Source organism: Solihabitans fulvus (assembly GCF_008386585.1).
Lineage (GTDB): Bacteria > Actinomycetota > Actinomycetes > Mycobacteriales > Pseudonocardiaceae > Solihabitans > Solihabitans fulvus.
This window is the reverse complement of sequence record NZ_VUOB01000055.1, coordinates 20,941-36,467: the sequence shown is the minus strand read 5'-3', so window position 1 is coordinate 36,467 and position 15,527 is coordinate 20,941. Positions and strand designations below refer to the sequence as shown.

The window sequence follows — 15,527 nt, the reverse complement described above, 5'->3', positions numbered from 1 at the left end:
TCGCCGTGCGCCGAAGTCGTCTCGCCGTCATCACCGCATCCCTCGCCGTGACCATCGGGCTGGCGACCGCGCCGGCGTCCGTGGCCAATCCGTGGGGCGACCCGGTGCGGCTCAACCAGATCCAGGCCATCGCCACGCACAACAGCTACCACCGGGAGCTGACCGACGAGGAGAAGGCCGTCCAGAAGCTCACCGACTCCGGCGCGTGGAACCTGGCCTACTCGCACGCGTCGCTACCCAAGCAGTTCGGCGGACAGCGGGTGCGCGGCATCGAGCTGGACATCTTCCCCGACCCCGACGGCGGCCTCTACGCCGCTCCGCTGGTCCGCCGCGACGCGGGCCTCGGCCCGATCACCGATCCGGAGATGCGCAGGCCGGGCATCAAGGTGATGCACTGGGCCGACCACGACTACGGCACCTCCTGCGCCTCGCTGGTCGTCTGCCTGCGCCAGGTGCGCGAGTGGTCGAACGCCAACCGAGGCCACGCGCCGATCCCGATCCTGCTGGAGTTCAAGCAGACCGACCCGGCGATGGAGAAGCTGGGCGGCCCCAAGAGCCCGCCGTGGGACGCGGCCAACCTCGACCGCCTCGACGCGGAGCTCCGCTCGGTGTTCGCGCCGCACGAGATGATCACCCCGGACGACATCCGCAGGCCGGGCAGAACGCTTGAGCAGTCGGTGCTCCAGTCCGGCTGGCCGACCGTCGCCGCCAGCGCCGGCAAGGTGCTGTTCCTGATGGACAACCAGGACGGCCCGATGCAGCAGGCCTACCGCGCGGGCCGGCCCAGCCTTGAGGGCCGCGTGGTGTTCACCAACTCCCGGCCGGGCAGGGCCGACGCCGCGTTCATCGAGCAGAACGACCCGACCGGCGCGAACACCTCGGCCATCCAGGACCTGGTGCGCAGGGGCTACTTCGTGCGGACCCGCTCGGACGAGCCGTTCACCCAGGCCAGGTCCGGCGACACCAGCAGGCTCGACGCGGCGCTCGCCAGCGGCGCGCAGATGATCAGCACCGACTTCCCGGTGGTCGGTCTCGCGGCCCGCTACGGCACCGACTACGTGGCGCAGCTGCCCGGCGACGACGCGGTCCGCTGCAACCCGGTCAACGCGCGGCGCTCCTGCCGCTCGGACCGCCTGGACCGCGTCGGCAGCTGACGCACACGCCAGGTCATGAAGGGTCCCGTCAAGACACCGGACGTCTTGACGGGCTCTTTCATGACACCGGGCCGAGGTTCAGCCGAAGCGGCCGTGCACGTAGTCGGCGGTGCGCGGGTCGGTTGGCTCGTTGAAGATCACGTCGGTCGGGCCGGCCTCCACGATGTGGCCGGGGGCACCGTCCTCGGCGAGGAAGAACGCGCAGCGCTGGGACACCCGCGCCGCCTGCTGCATGTTGTGCGTGACGATCACGACGGTGACCTGGGTGCGCAGCTCCGCGATGGTCTCCTCGATCCGCCTTGTCGAGGTCGGGTCCAGCGCCGAGCAGGGCTCGTCCATCAGCAGCACGTCCGGCTCGACGGCCAGCGACCTGGCGATGCACAGCCGCTGCTGCTGGCCGCCAGAGAGCGCGCCGCCGGGCTGCCGCAGCCGGTCGCGGACCTCTTTCCACAGCCCGGCGCGGGTCAGGCAGGCCTCGATCAGCTCGTCGCGGCCGGAGCGGGACACCCTGGTCCCGGTGAGCTTCAGGCCCGCGGTGACGTTGTCCGCGATCGACATGGCCGGGAACGGGTTCGGCTTCTGGAACACCATGCCGACCCGCCGCCTGGTCTCGGTGATCCGCCTGCCCGGCTCGTAGATGTCCTCGCCGTCGAGGCGGACCTCGCCGGCCAGCGCGGCCGACGGCACCAGTTCGTGCATCCGGTTGAGGATCCGCAGGAACGTGGACTTGCCGCAGCCGGACGGCCCGATCAGCGCGGTGACCGTGCCCGCGTTCATGTCCAGCGACACCCGGTCGAGGACCTTGCGGCGGCCGAACCAGGCCGACACGTCCCGCGCGTGCAGGTTCGCGCCGTGCACGTCGGCATCGGGGCCGATCGGCGCGAACTCCTCGGTCGCTTGCGTCGACACGGTTGCTCCCTGCGGATGTTGACCTTCTGCTCGGACACACGACCGTAGGCGGCGGGCGGCTCCGCGAGGTGAACGGCGGGTTCACTGCACATGTCGAACGCGGTCCACTGTGGACGGTCGACCTGTTGGTTGCGCGTTCATCAGTCCGGCGTGCGGCGAAAGCCCAAGCTTCCCCGGGCGGTGGTGGTAGGTCGCCCGAGCCGTCAGGCACCGTTTTGATCACCCCACCAGGGGCGGAATATCGTTGAGGGACAAGGAGATTCTTGATGCGCTCCACGTTCAAGAAGACCGCGGTGCTGGTCGCGGGCGCCGCGACGCTCGTCGCGATCCTCGGTGGCACCGCCGCCGCCGACCCGAGCTTCACCCCGGCGAGCAACGACATCGTCGGCGTCGGCTCCGACACCACCGAGTTCGTGGTGAACAAGCTCGCCACCGACTACAACGCCACCGCGCCGGCCGACAAGCTGGCCTCGTGGGACGCCACCGGCACCTCGCCGATCACCACCAAGTCCGGTGCCAGCGCGATCACCCGCCCGAACGGCTCCTCGTCCGGCATCGCCGCGCTGAAGGCCGACTCGACGCACTCCATCGACTTCGCCCGCTCCTCGCGCGGCCCGAAGAGCGACGGCAGCGAGTCCACCCTCGCGTTCATCGAGTTCGCTCGCGACACCATCAGCTACGCCACCGCCACCACCAGCACCGTGCCCACGACGCTGACCACGCAGGCGCTGCACGACCTGTACGCGTCCAACACCGGCACCACCGCCTGCTCCTACACGGCGTTCATCCCGCAGGCCGGCTCCGGCACGCGCTCGTTCTTCCTGGCCAGCATCGGCCTGACCGAGGGCACCCTTGGCACCTGCGCGACCGTCTCGCAGGAGCACGACGCCACGCCGCTGATCGGCAACGCCAACGCCATCGCGCCGTTCTCGGTCGGCCGCGCCGTCGGCAAGACCGGCATCAAGGTCAACAACGTTGATGACTCGGCCCACCCGGCCGGCACCGCCAACGTCATCGCCAGGGTCGACCCGGCCACCGCGCAGACCGTGACCACCGGCGGCGTCACCGCCTACGACCGCGGCCTGTTCAACGTCCTCCGCAAGAGCGACGCGGCCCTCGACAAGTACAGCAACGTCTTCGGCAGCCTCGGCTGGGTCTGCACCGACCCGACCGCGCTCGCCGACGTGCAGGCGAACAACTTCCGCCTGTCCGCCGACTGCGGCATCGACAAGAACTAGTCAGCACAGCGGTACCTCGGGGCCCGTCGACCTCGGTCGGCGGGCCCCGCTGACTCTCGACACCACCGGCACACCAAGGAGATCGGCATGTTCAGAAGATCCATGGCCGCCGCGACCATCGCGCTGGCCGCCACCACCCTCACCATCGGCACCGCCGCTGCCGAGGCCTCCCCCGCCGCGCACCCCGTCGTCTCGGCGCCCGGCTACGACTTCACGCTGCTCGGCTCGGCCAACCTGCCCGGCTGGGTCAACTACCAGGGCACCAGGGTCGGCGGCTTCTCCGGCATCGACTACGACGCGGCCAGCGGCACCTGGTACGCCCTGAGCAGCGACCGGTCCGACCACCAGTCGGCCCGCTTCTACTCGGCCAGGTTCGACCTGTCCTCGCTGAACCCGGACTCGGCCGGCCCGTTCGACGTCAGCACCCTGCTGCGCCAGGACGGAACGCCGTTCCCGCCGTCCGACCAGGCCGGCGCGGATCTCGTCGACCCGCAGGCGATCCGGTTCGACGCCGCCTCAGGCAACGTGGTGTGGGCCAGCGCCGGCACGCGCACCCAGCCCGCGCCGGCCGATCCCTCGGTCCGGGTCGCGAAGACGGACGGCTCCTTCGTGTCGCAGTACCGCGTCCCGGACGTCCTCAAGCCGGCCGCCGACGGCAGCGGGCTGCGCGACGGCGGCGGCCTGCACGGCCTCGCCATGACCGCCGACGGGAAGCGCGTGCTCACCGCGATGCGCACCTCGCTGGCGCAGGACGGCCCCGAGGTCGGCGGCCCGGTCCGGCTGACCCTGCACGACCGCGGCACCGGCAATCCGTTGGTGCAGTACGCCTACCAGCCGGAGGCGGTGGCCGGCAACGGCGTCGCGGAGATCCTTTCGGTGTCCGCCAACCGTTTCCTCGTGCTGGAGCAGGCCGGGCAGAACTCGGCGAAGCTGTACGAGGTCAACTTCGCCAGCGGCGCGAGCAACGTGCTCGCCGTGCCCTCGCTGGCCGGTGCCACCTACCGTCCGGTGAGCAAGCGCCTGGTGCTCGACGTGTCGAAGCTCGGACTGTCCTCCGTGGACAACCTCCAGGGCATGACCTGGGGCCCCGCGCTGGACGGCGGTGACCGTTCGCTGGTGCTGGTGTCGGACAACCAGCTCCAGTCGCGCAAGTGCAGTCAGTTCATCGCAGTGCGTGTGCACCTGAGCTGACACCAGGCGTTGTGGACCCGATGACGGTCTCGGGTTCACAACGCCAGTTCTTCGACGGCGCGAGCGCCACCAGGATGAGCGCCGCGCCGAGCGGGATCAGGTTGAGACCGAGCGCCATCACGACGGTGCCGAGCAGCACCGCGCCCGCGCGCCACGGGCTGATCCGGCGCCGCGCCGCGAGCTGGACCATCAGCCACACCAGCCCAACGTAGAAGAGCATCGGGCCGACGGTGTAGACGGCGGGTGTCACGCCGGGGTGGCCCTGGATCTCGTGGAACAGCTGGTTCATGGCCGGGCGGTCGACCGAGCGGAGGCCGACGACCAGGTCGATCGTGCCCTGCGCCGCGACCGCCAGCGCGCCGACCAGGCTGACGGCCGTCGCCGCGCCGAAGCTGAGCCGCCCTGCCGTGCTGGTCGGGGCCGCCAACCGGTGCAGGCCGAGGAACACCACGCCGAACAGCGCCGCCCCCACCACCAGGGCGAGATGCCCTGCCGTCCAGGCGATGCCGGGACCGTGGCTCGGGTCGGTGAGCCGGATGACCCCGTAGGTCACCATGCACAGCGGCGCGGCGACGAAGGCCGTCCGTGCGACGGCGGTGCGGGGGTCCAGCAGCGATCGGCTTGTCATGACTCGATCTTGTCCGCCGCGCCGGCGGCCCGACATCCGGCAGGCCCCCGAGTGCGACCCCTGATCCACCTCAGGGGTGGGCGCGGCTACAGCAGGTTCGGCAGGGCCGCCGCGGCGACCGCGGTGTAGACCTGCCAGGCGACGGCCAGCAGCACCGGCATGCCGACCAGCCACGTCTCCCAGCGGCCCCACCGCAGCCGGGCCCAGACGAAGCCGATCACCGCGAGCAGCGCGGCCTGGAGCCACAACACCAGCGGCAGCAGGCCGGCCGGGTCGGCGCGCAGCGGCGCCTCCTCCGGCAGGGCGGCCGTCGGCACGACTCCGGCCGAGGCGGCCTGGCCGGTCAGCGTGGCGTCCACGAACACCGTGCGGTCCGGCCCGATGCCGAGGTCGAGCGCGCCGCCGCCCTCGACGCTGACCAGCACGATCCGGCTCCCGCCCGCCGGCAACGGCACCGTGCGGTCGCCCTCCCTGCGCACGCCGTCGACCCGGAAGCTGAACCGGCCCTGGCCGGTGGTGACCGTGATCTCGTCGCCCTCGTGCAGCTTGGTGATCTCCCGGAACGGCGCGCCGAACGTCGCGGCCCTGCCCATCAGCACCGAGACGCCCGGCTGGCCGGGCAGCGGGCTGGTCCGTCGGTGGCCCGGACCAAGCTGGAGCTGCGTGCCCGTGGTGCCCTCGACCACCACCTGGGTCAGCCGCAACCCCGGGATGTCAAGCACCGCAACGGGACTGCCCGGCTCGATCGTCCCGCCGATCGGCATGGTGACGTCCGCGAGCGACTCGCGCGCCTTGGCGTACAGCACGCCCTGCGCGCGGTCCTGCTGGATCGGTGACAGCAGCAGCAGGTAGCCGACGAAACCGAGGCACAGCAAGGACAACACCGCGAGCACCCGCACGATCAGCGCGACCTCGAACGGCAGCGGGCGGCGCGGCGGCCCGACCGGCGGGACCTCGGTCGCCGGCTCGGCGTCGACCTCCGGCGTGGTCAGGATCGCGATCACCGTGATCTCCTCAGCTGCCGCGCGAGCCACCGGCGCACCGGGTGGCCCGGCTGGGCGAGCACGGGGGTGAGCGGGGCCAGCGCCCCGGCGAGCACGCCGAGCCCGAGCAGCACCGGCAGCGCCCAGCGGGCGAACGACGACGAGTCGGTCCTGGTCTCCGCGCTGGCCTGCGGCTTCACCGAACTGGTCACCGCGCTCGACGGTTTCGCCGTGGCCGGCGCCGCCGCCGGGGCGGGGGTCCGGTTCTGCGCGACGGGGCCGGTCCCGTTCTGGCCGCCCTGCTGGTCCGAGGGTCCCGTGACGCCCCCGGCCTGCCCAGGCGCGGAGATCGGCGGGAGGGTGCCGGCGGCCGGGTCGGTCGCCACCGACGGAGGCGGCGGCGGCACGTCACCCTGTTGCGCCCGAACGGCTTTCGCCGCGTTGCGCGTCTGCTCCCGCAGCGGGTCGGGCAGCGCGAGGTACCCGTCCGGCAGCTTGCCGACCGTCGTCCCGTACTCCTGGCCGGCGCCGGCCGCGTACTCGAGGAACGTCGCGAAGTTGCCCGCGGAGTCCTTCGGCAGCCCCGAGGTTGGCACGCCGGCGTAGACCACCGTGGTGCCGGGGTAGGCGCGCGCGTCCATGGCCGCGTAGTTCGGCGCAAGGATGCCGGTCTTCTGGTCGAGCGTGGTGGCGCGCAGGCCGTAGGCGAGGCTCGTCTGCGTCGGCGGGAGGAACGCGCCGGAGGAGGTCTGGAGGGCCGCCTCGGACAGCCCGAGCACGTGCGAGTCGCCGAGGTCGGTCAGCGCGAGCAGCGACCTCGTGCCGTACGGCTGCCGGCCCGGCTTGCTGAACACGCAGGTCTCGGGCTTGCTCGGGTCCGCGCAGGACTGGTCGGTCTGCGAGGGTTGTTGGGCCTGGAGCACCGCGATCGCCGCGTTCAGCACGGTGTCGACCCGGTTCGCGGTCTGGTCGAGCCACACCCTGCCCTGGAACACCCCGCTCGGGACCTTCCACGCGTCGCGCTGCTCGGCCTGGTCCACCGGCAGCGGGTAGTTGCGGAACACCGGGTTGACCACCGTGCCGAACTCGTCCGGCGTGCCGGCGAGCCACGCGACGGCGGCCGGATCCGCCGCGATGTAACCGGTCAGCGCGTGCATCATGTCCAGGCCGCCGAGGGCGATCACCGGCGAGGCCGCGCCGGGCCCGTACACGCCGCCGACGGCGAGCCCGGGATTCAGCGCGAGGAACTCCTTGTCCGCGCCCCACCAGGTCGGATTCGTCCCGATGGTGGGGTGGCTGGCGCCGACCCCGGCCGCGTTGTAGGACTGGGTGATCAGCTTCGCGAGCATCCGCGCGTTGAGCCGCAGCGAGGTGACCTCGTTGCCGTTCTGGTCGTCCAGCACGAACGAGACCGCGAAGCCCGTGACCGCGACCGGCGCGTACACCACCGGTTTGCCGAGATCGGTGGCCGGCTGCGAGGTGAGCACGGCATTGACGCCGTCGGTGCGGCCCCCGCTGACGCTGGCGGTGAACTGCGCCCTGGCGTCCGACTCGCCGAGGTTGGCGTAGCCGAGCTTGAACAGGCTCGGGTCGCCGCAGAACTTGGGTCGCCAGCTCTCCATCACCTGGCCGAGGTAGGGCGAGCCGGTCAGCGAGGTCTCCGGGCGGCTGTCCGCGGCGCACACCTGCGGGGTGGGCCGGAACGACAGCGGGAAGACGAACCGGTGCGACCAGTTGGTCGGCGACTTCCACGAGTCGAAGCTGCGCATCGTGGTGTCGACGTGGTTGGCGGTCACCTTGCAGGCGGGCCCGAACACGGACGGGAACGGGATCTGCGCGGTCGGCAGGCAGTTCGGCTCGCCGACGGGCACGACCACGAGCGAGCAGGCGGCGCTTGCCGTGCAGCCGAGGCTGGGCAGCTGCGTCGCCGACAGCACCTCGATGGTCTGCTGGCCGGTGCCGTCGGCCTTGGTCACGGCGGGGGCGATCGGCGGCAGGATCTCGTTGAAGGTGTCGGGGGAACGGTCCGGCGGCGGCCCGTTGCGCACCGAACCGTCCGGGAACCCGCCGGGGTTGCCGCTCGCGTCGACATCGGTGGTGTCCCAGGCGTACTTGCGGCCGTCCCGCGCCTGGAAGGTCAGCAGCCGCTTGAGCAGGTTGTTCTGCGGGGTGTTCCGCAGGCCGTAGACGGCGGGGTCGACCGGGCTCGCGTCGACCGCGGTCGCCCGGTCGATCAACCTCTTGCCGCCCCAACAGTGTTGCTGGGTGACCTCCTGCGGCGCGCCCCAGCACTGCATGATCACCACGGGGTACTGGCCGGTGCCGACGGTCGGCCGGAGGCCGGACCAGGACACCCGGACGCGCTGGCGCACCAGGTCGCCGGTCCGGGACACCGTCACCGAGCCCTTGTAGGCCGCGCCTGCCTGGTCGGGCGCGTAGGTCTGGTCGAAGGTCTGGGTCAGCGTCATGGCCTGCGCCGAGCCGTCCGCCGGGCCGACCGTGGCCGCCCCTGCTGGCGCCAGCGCGGCCGGCAGCATCGCCCAGCCGCCGAGGATCGCCAACACGAAGCCGACCAGCGCGACGCGGCTACCCGTTCGCCTGCGGTTCCAGGACATCGTCATTCCCCGTTTCCCTCGGCGGCACGCCGCCCCCGTCGCCGACCGATCTGCCGTGCCACGAACGCGGGCACCACGAGCACCAGCACCAACTCGACGGCGGCGAGCACGCCGAGGGTGGTGTCGGTCGACTCGGAGCGCAGGGCCGCCAGCTCGGTCGCGCTGCCGACCGCGCCGGAGCCGCCCTTCCTGGTCGACCCGATCACCTGACCGGTGGCCGGGTCGACGGCCTCCCCGGTCGCCGGGTCGACCGTCTGGCCGGTGACCGGGTCGACCGCGCCCGTCCCGGTGCCGTTCTGGCCCTGTTGTCCCGAGTTCCCGTCCGAACCCGTGCCCTGGCCCGCGTTGCCGCCCTGACCGGTGCCCTGCCCGGTGCCGGTGCCGGTGTTGCCGGCCGAGCCGTCGCCGGTCCCGCCGCCCGCGCACGGCCCCTGGCCGGTGTGGTCGCAGGCCGGCGGCATCGGCGCGGTCTTCGCGAGCCGGTTGCTGCCTGGGTCGGCCGGGTCGAACGTCGGATTGTCGCACCCGCTCGGGTTGAGCTGTTGTTGTTCCGCGCCAGGCACCTTGGCCACCTGGTCGAAGCCCGCCTGCACCAGGTTCAGCGGCAGCGGCGAGTAGCCGAGCGGGCCGGCCTTGCGCTGTCCCTGGCAGAGGAAGTAGTGCGCGAACGCGCCGAGCGAGCGGCCCTTGTCCGCAGTGATCCGCTGGTCAAGCGAGGTCGGCAGGATCATGTAGGAGTAGGAGGACAGCGGGTAGGTGCGCGGGTCCTGGTTGCTGTAGACGCCGTCGAGCACCTGGGTGAGGTACAGGTCGGAGTCCTTCTGCTGGTTGATCTGCGCCTGGGTGAGCGCGACGGCGACGTTGTAGTCGGTCGGCTCGACGAAGTAGCCGCTCGCGTTGAGCATCTTGGCCACCGGGAAGTTCTTGCTGCGCGCGTAGGAGTACTCGACGTAGCCGATGGCGCCCTCGGCGTACTCGGCCGAGATGTAGCCGGCCATCTGCACTGAGCTGCCCTGCGCGACGGTGTCGCCGCTGAAGGTCGGGTAGTTCGAGGTCAGCCCGCACGGCTTGCCCGGGGCGACCTTCGCGTCGAAGAACGGGCACCAGATGTCCTTGTACTGCTTGGACATCCACAGCGAGAACTGCGCCGAGGTGCCGGAGCCGTCCGAGCGGACCACCGGCACGATCTTCTTCTTCGGCAGCTTCCTGCCGTTGTTGTCTGCGGTGATCGCGTCGTCGGACCAGTCGGTGATCTGGCCGGTGAAGATCTTCGTGATGGTCTGGCCGGACAGCCGCAGGTCGCGCAGCAGCTGGCCGCCGACGGTCAGGTGGTACATGAACGACGTGCCGCCTGCCACGATCGGCATGTAGGCGAACGGCCTGCCGTGCGAGTTGTCGGCGTTGCCGGTCAGCGGGTCGGTGCCCTGGTAGGGGATCTCCGAGACGCCGAAGTCGTTGAGCTTGTTGGCGAAGTCGAGCCGGCCGGCGCTGGACCCGTTGGACGTGTAGCTCACCGGAAGGCCGAAGGTCTTCGCGTCGCTGATCCACTGCGAGATGGCGTTGGCGCTCCAGGTGGAGCCCGAGCCAGCGATCGGGTAGTAGGCGTCCGCGCTCGCCGGCGACACCGCGCCGAACATCCCGACCGCGGCCGCGAGCAGCAGCGCCAGCGCCGCGCTGGCGAACCTGCGCCTTGGGCGTGCCATCAGGATCCTCTTTCCGTTTGCTAGCACCGGGTTCACGAACGGCCGCCCTTCGAGTTGCCCGACCGCGCCGCGACGACCCTGGCGATCACGAACAGCGCGAGCACCAGGGCGAGCAGCACGGAGGCCGCGCCGAACGCGCGCGACTGGTCGACCGCCTCCGAGGACTTGGCCAGGTTGAAGGTGACCAGCGGCAGCGACGCCATCGGTCCGTGCGTCGGGTCCGCGTTGAGGTAGGTGGTGTAGCCGGCGGTGAGCAGCACCGGCGAGGTCTCGCCGACACCGCGCGCGACGCCGAGGATCAGCGCGGTGGCCAGCGACGGCCGTGCCGTGGGCAGCACGACCCGCCACACGGTCTGCCACTGCGAGGCGCCGAGCGCGAGGCTGGCCTCCCGCAGCCCGCCCGGCACGACCCGCAGCACCACTTCCGACGCCCTGGCGATGATCGGCAGCATCATCACGCCGACCGCGAGCGACGCGGCGAGGCCGCTGCGCTCGAACCCGGCGAACACCAGCACAGTGACGTAGATGAACAGCCCGGCCACGATCGACGGCAGCGCGGTCATGGCCTCGACGACCGTGCGGACCGGCCTGGTGAGCGGTCCCCTGACCTCGTTGAGGAACACCGCGCAGGCCACGCCGAGCGGCAGCGTGATGGCGACGGCCATGGCCATCTCCACGAGCGTACCGACCACCGCGTGCAGCACGCCGCCCTTGTTCAGCGGGTCGAGCGGACCGGCGCCGCTGAGGTCGCTGACGAAGAAGTTGCCGTGCCCCAACGCGTCCGAGCCGCGCCAGAAGGTGTAGCCGATGACCAGCAGCAGCGCGACGCCGACGAGCCCGGCCAGCGCGTGCACCACCGCGGCGGCGACCCGGTCGGCGACCACGGTCCTGGGGTGCCGCAGCGCGGTGACGCCCGCGTACATCAGCAGGAACACCGCGTACCAGCAGCAGAGGAAGCCGAGCAGGCCCGAGGTGGGCAGCAGGTTCTGGTACGCGGTCCAGACCAGGGCGAGCGAGCCGAGCAGCGCGCCGACCACGGCGAGCACGTCGTCCAGCGTTCGCCCGCCCACCCTGCGCGGCACGTCCACTATGGACATTTCGTCGACCGATGACTGCGTCACGACCGCCCGCCCCTAGATTTCCGTTGCCGCGCCGCTGCGGCTGCGCGCCACCACGACCGCCGCGAGCATGTTGATGACCAGGGTGAACAGGAACAACACCAGGCCGGCCGCGAGCAGCGCGGACAGCTGGAACGGGCTGGACTCGCCGAACCGCAGGGCGATCAGCTCGGAGATGGTGTTGCCGCCGCGCTCCAGCACCCGGAACTTGAGGTCGAAGGCCGGCGAGATGATCAGCACCACGGCGATGGTCTCGCCGAGCGCGCGGCCGAGGCCGAGCATGGTGCCGCCGATGATGCCGCCGCGACCGAAGGGCAGCACCACCGAGCGCACCATGCCCCAGCGCGTGGAACCCAGTGCCAGCGCGGCTTCCCGCTCGCCCTGCGGGGCGTGCGAGAACACCTCGCGCATCACCGAGCCGACGATGGGCAGCACCATCATGGCCACCACGACCCCGCAGATGAACACCGACGAGGTGTACTTCGACTGCTCCCAGGTGGCCGCGTGCACGTCGGTGTCCACATGGAAGAACGGCAGGAAGCCGAGATAGGTCGACAGCCACCTGGCCAGGTAGATGATCTGCGGTTGCAGGAAGTAGAAGCCCCACAGGCCATAGACGACGCTGGGCACCGCGGCCATCAGGTCGAGCAGCGCGATCAGCGTCCTGCGCAGCCTGCGCGGGGCGTACTCGGAGATGTACAGGGCCACCGAGAGCGCGAGCGGCACCGCGATCAGGATGGCCACGACGGCGACCTGGATGGTGCCGAGCCCGACCGACGCGATGCCGAGCCTGCCGCCCTCCGGCCGCCACTGCACCTCGGTGAAGAAGCTCCAGCCGAGCACGCGTAGCGTCGGAATCGCTTGGTAGGCAAGGAAAGCGCCGATGCCACCCATGACGAGCAGGACGAGCAGGCCGCTGGCCCTGACCACTGCTCGGAACACGCGGTCGGCGGCGGGGGCCGCCGAGGCGACGGTCCTCGGGCGGTCCTCGTCGACGTGCTCGACGACCGGATCCGCGACCGGGTCCGCGATCGTCTCCGTGCCGGGGCTCATCACCCACTCCTGTCGTTGTGCGACCTGCGCTCGGCGCCAGTGCGGAACAGCACCGACCAAGATCCTGTGTGGGCACAGCGAAAACCCTGTGTGTGACGGGCTTTCCGTCGTCGAGTGAACGGTCAACCAACGGGGCGCTTCGGCCACACGTCCGCGCCGTCCCGACTGGTCCGTCCGGCCGAACCCGGCCGGGATTCCGCCGAGGTGCGCCCCCGCCTGCCGCTCTGGAAGATCGCCAACGCGGGCTCAACACCCGCGTCGGCGGCCCGGCCGCGGAACCGGCCGGCGGCGAGCTCGGCGTCCACCCTGCGCGAGAACCCCTGTGCCGAGCGGGCGAGTTCGCCCCGCTCGCCGTACATCCGCCACCACCACTGCCCGGTCTCGGCGTGCTCGATGCCGAACCTCGCCCTGACCGCGAGATCCCGGACCACGTCGATCTCGGCCAGCGCGGTCGGCAGGTCGCGGTGCGCGCGCAGGCTCATGCCAAGCACGCGGTTGTTGCCTCCCAACAGACGCCATCGGACGTCGCTGTCCTCGGTGCGAAAACACTGAAACCGAGCCACCCTGTCCTCCCGTCCAGCCGACTCCGCGAGGAACCGGACCAGCCCGGGGGACGGCCACCCCTGACGCAGCCTTCCCCAGTGGCGAGCGCCGTACGCGCCGCCAAACCAGACAGTCCTGCCGTAACGACACTCGCAGTGGACCGTGCGGTGAGCGCCACACGACCCTTCGGTGAACGACGCGGGACGCGGTGGCATCGGATGTAAGCGCTGTCCAGCCATCCGGCCCAACGCGCGCGGTACATGGCAGGAACTACGCAGGCGAAAACGAGCAGTGTCCGAAGCAGACCCGTCAGGACACCGGACGCCGAGAAGAGGCTCTCTTCAGGACACTGGACGCCAGGAAGGGGCACTTCCCGGCACCTGGCCGCTCACTTCCCGACGCTGGCCTTCGCGTAGGCGTCCGCGCCGCTGAAGACCTGCTGGCCGTACTCGACGGAGTTGTTGTAGGTCATCACGGCGGCCCACCAGCCCTCGCCGGTGGCGAGGTTGCGGCCGCCGGAGCACAGGTAGTTGGCCGCGGTCAGCGCCGCGTCGTCGATGTTCTGCGGGTCGGGCGCGACGCCGTCGCCGCTGGCCCGCAGGCCGTACTGCTTCCACGTCGACGGCAGAAACTGCATCGGGCCGACGGCGTGGTCCCACACCGGGTCGCCGTGCAGCTTGCCGCCGTCGGTGGCCGGGATCGCCCGGAAACCGTTGGTGCCGTCCAGCGCTGGGCCGATGATCGGCTTCGACGGCAGGCCGTCCTCGCCGAGCGTGGCGCCGCCGTAGCGGCCGTGGTGCGACTCGATCCGGCCGATGCCGGCGAGCGTGGCCCAGGAGATCTGGCAGCCGGGCACCTTCGTCCGCATGACCAGGTCGGCGTTGCCGTAGGCGCGCAGCGCGCGGGACGGGACCTGGGTGATCTGCGCGATCTTGTCGGCCCAGACCCGCAGCGGGTCGCGGCCTGCGCTGTCGGGCTGGGCGGCCGGCGTGCCCTGCGGCTGCGCGGCCGGCACCTGGCCCGCCGCGCCGGGGATGGCCGAGCCGGGTTCCGGCTTCTGCGGGTCGATCAGGAACGCCGGCGGCCCGGACGCGGGGTGCGAGGCCGGGCGCATGGCCACGCTGAGCACCCACGCGCCGCCGGCCCCGACCGCGAGCAGCACGAGGACCAGCAGCAGCCGGCCCAACAGCCTGCCGGCCCCGCCGCGTCGACGCGGGTCGTCGAGGCTCGACTCGTCCGCCGACGGCTCGAAGGGCAACGTCGGCGAGTCGGCCTCTGACTGCGAAGACGGGGGCGTTGCCACGTCGACAGGCTACGTGCTTTCCACCACCGCGGTCAGGACCTCCGGCTGGCTGGCCGCATCAGGCCACGGCGGCGCACGCGCGATATCGCGCCCGTTTTGTTCTGTTCACCCCGTTCACATCGGTCAAACGTGACGTAACCGGCACATTCGCAGCTGGACATTCAGGTGAGGCTTACCTAAATTCTCTCACCGATGGTGCCGTAATGCCGACATGTCGTCAAACGTTCGTCACACTCCAGGAGGACGCGTGCTCGTCAACAACGGGCTCATCGGGCTCCGCGAGGGCCTCGAGGCCGCCCTCGTGGTGAGCATCCTGGTGGCGTTCCTGGTCAAGACCGACCGCAGGGCGGCGCTGCCGTTCGTGTGGGTCGGCGTCGGCCTCGCCGTGGCACTGTCGATCGGCTTCGGCGCGCTGATCACCTTCACCACCGCGAGCATGAGCTTCCAACAGCAGGAGGCGTTCGGCGGCGGGATGTCGATCCTCGCCGTCGCGTTCGTCACCGCGATGATCTTCTGGATGCGCAGCACGGCCCGCACGATCTCCGCCGACCTGCGCGGCAGGATGACCGAGGCGCTCAAGGTCGGCCCGTTCGCGGTGGTCCTGCTCGCGCTGGTCTCCGTCGGCCGCGAGGGCCTGGAGACCGCCGTGTTCTTCTACTCCAGCGTGCAGTCCGCTGGCGGCGGCACCACCGAGCCGCTGATCGGCTTCCTGATCGGCATCGCCATCGCCGTCGCGCTGGCCTACCTGCTCTACCGCGGCGCGGTCCGCTTCGACCTCGGCAAGTTCTTCACCATCACCGGCGCGCTGCTGGTGTTCGTCGCTGCCGGCGTGCTCGCCTACGGCCTGCACGACCTCCAGGAGGGCGGCGTGCTGCCCGGCCTGACCACGCTCGCCTTCGACCTCAGCGGTTCCGTGCCGGAGGACTCCTGGTACGGCGCGCTGCTGAAGGGGATCTTCAACTACTCGGCGCGGACCACCGTCCTCCAGGCCGTCGCCTGGCTCGGCTACGTCGCGATCGTGCTGCCGCTGTTCCTGATCCGCCCCCGGCGCAGCCAGCCGACGCCCGTCGCCGCCGCGGCCTGACCCCT

Annotated in this window: 13 protein-coding genes; 4 read left to right on the top strand and 9 right to left on the bottom strand. The window is 71.3% G+C overall.

The genetic code is table 11. The features are described from left to right. Positions 1 to 5 precede the first annotated feature (5 nt). Complete coding sequence (locus F0L68_RS28075) at positions 6 to 1,154, top strand: phosphatidylinositol-specific phospholipase C1-like protein (protein ID WP_149852830.1); 1,149 nt, start codon at positions 6 to 8, stop codon at positions 1,152 to 1,154. A 78-nt stretch (positions 1,155 to 1,232) separates the two neighbouring features. Here the strand turns inward: F0L68_RS28075 and F0L68_RS28070 are convergent, their stop codons facing one another. Then, the gene (locus F0L68_RS28070; protein ID WP_438672324.1) at positions 1,233 to 2,030 is read right to left on the bottom strand and encodes a phosphate ABC transporter ATP-binding protein; all 798 of its coding nucleotides are present in this window, start codon (positions 2,028 to 2,030) and stop codon (positions 1,233 to 1,235) included. Positions 2,031 to 2,329: 299 nt separating this feature from the next. Between F0L68_RS28070 and F0L68_RS28065 the strand changes: the two genes are divergently transcribed. Further along, entirely contained in the window at positions 2,330 to 3,301 is a 972-nt protein-coding gene (locus tag F0L68_RS28065; RefSeq protein ID WP_149852828.1) for a hypothetical protein, read from the top strand. 87 nt (positions 3,302 to 3,388) lie between these two features. Then, positions 3,389 to 4,492, top strand: coding sequence for an esterase-like activity of phytase family protein (locus tag F0L68_RS28060; RefSeq protein WP_149852827.1), 1,104 nt, complete (start codon positions 3,389 to 3,391; stop codon positions 4,490 to 4,492). Here the strand turns inward: F0L68_RS28060 and F0L68_RS28055 are convergent. The 8 genes from F0L68_RS28055 to F0L68_RS28020 form a co-directional block, all read right to left on the bottom strand. Further along, complete coding sequence (locus tag F0L68_RS28055) at positions 4,464 to 5,120, bottom strand: hypothetical protein (protein ID WP_149852826.1); 657 nt, start codon at positions 5,118 to 5,120, stop codon at positions 4,464 to 4,466. The two genes, F0L68_RS28060 and F0L68_RS28055, sit on opposite strands and share 29 nt — an antisense overlap. Before the next feature lie 86 nt (positions 5,121 to 5,206). Then, the gene (locus tag F0L68_RS28050) at positions 5,207 to 6,124 is read right to left on the bottom strand and encodes a sortase domain-containing protein (RefSeq protein WP_149852825.1); all 918 of its coding nucleotides are present in this window, start codon (positions 6,122 to 6,124) and stop codon (positions 5,207 to 5,209) included. Next, positions 6,121 to 8,724 (bottom strand): hypothetical protein, encoded by a 2,604-nt coding sequence (locus F0L68_RS28045; RefSeq protein ID WP_149852824.1) that lies wholly within the window; start codon positions 8,722 to 8,724, stop codon positions 6,121 to 6,123. The genes F0L68_RS28050 and F0L68_RS28045 overlap by 4 nt, the downstream gene beginning before the upstream one ends. Further along, a complete protein-coding gene (locus F0L68_RS28040) occupies positions 8,721 to 10,421 on the bottom strand; it encodes a phosphate ABC transporter substrate-binding protein PstS (protein WP_223199193.1) in 1,701 nt (566 codons plus the stop codon). The genes F0L68_RS28045 and F0L68_RS28040 overlap by 4 nt, the downstream gene beginning before the upstream one ends. A 32-nt stretch (positions 10,422 to 10,453) precedes the next feature. Next, positions 10,454 to 11,542: a phosphate ABC transporter permease PstA gene (gene pstA, locus F0L68_RS28035; protein ID WP_223199192.1), complete on the bottom strand. Its 1,089-nt coding sequence runs from the start codon at positions 11,540 to 11,542 to the stop codon at positions 10,454 to 10,456. 12 nt (positions 11,543 to 11,554) lie between these two features. Then, complete coding sequence (gene pstC, locus F0L68_RS28030) at positions 11,555 to 12,592, bottom strand: phosphate ABC transporter permease subunit PstC (protein ID WP_149852823.1); 1,038 nt, start codon at positions 12,590 to 12,592, stop codon at positions 11,555 to 11,557. Positions 12,593 to 12,714: 122 nt separating this feature from the next. After that, positions 12,715 to 13,101 carry a YegP family protein gene (locus F0L68_RS28025; protein WP_149852822.1) on the bottom strand — a complete coding sequence of 129 codons (387 nt, stop codon included), beginning with the start codon at positions 13,099 to 13,101 and terminating at the stop codon, positions 12,715 to 12,717. A 422-nt stretch (positions 13,102 to 13,523) separates the two neighbouring features. Then, a complete protein-coding gene (locus F0L68_RS28020) occupies positions 13,524 to 14,438 on the bottom strand; it encodes a lytic transglycosylase domain-containing protein (protein ID WP_223199191.1) in 915 nt (304 codons plus the stop codon). A gap of 247 nt (positions 14,439 to 14,685) precedes the next feature. Between F0L68_RS28020 and efeU the strand changes: the two genes are divergently transcribed. Beyond that, complete coding sequence (efeU, locus tag F0L68_RS28015; protein WP_149852821.1) at positions 14,686 to 15,522, top strand: iron uptake transporter permease EfeU; 837 nt, start codon at positions 14,686 to 14,688, stop codon at positions 15,520 to 15,522. Positions 15,523 to 15,527 lie beyond the last annotated feature (5 nt).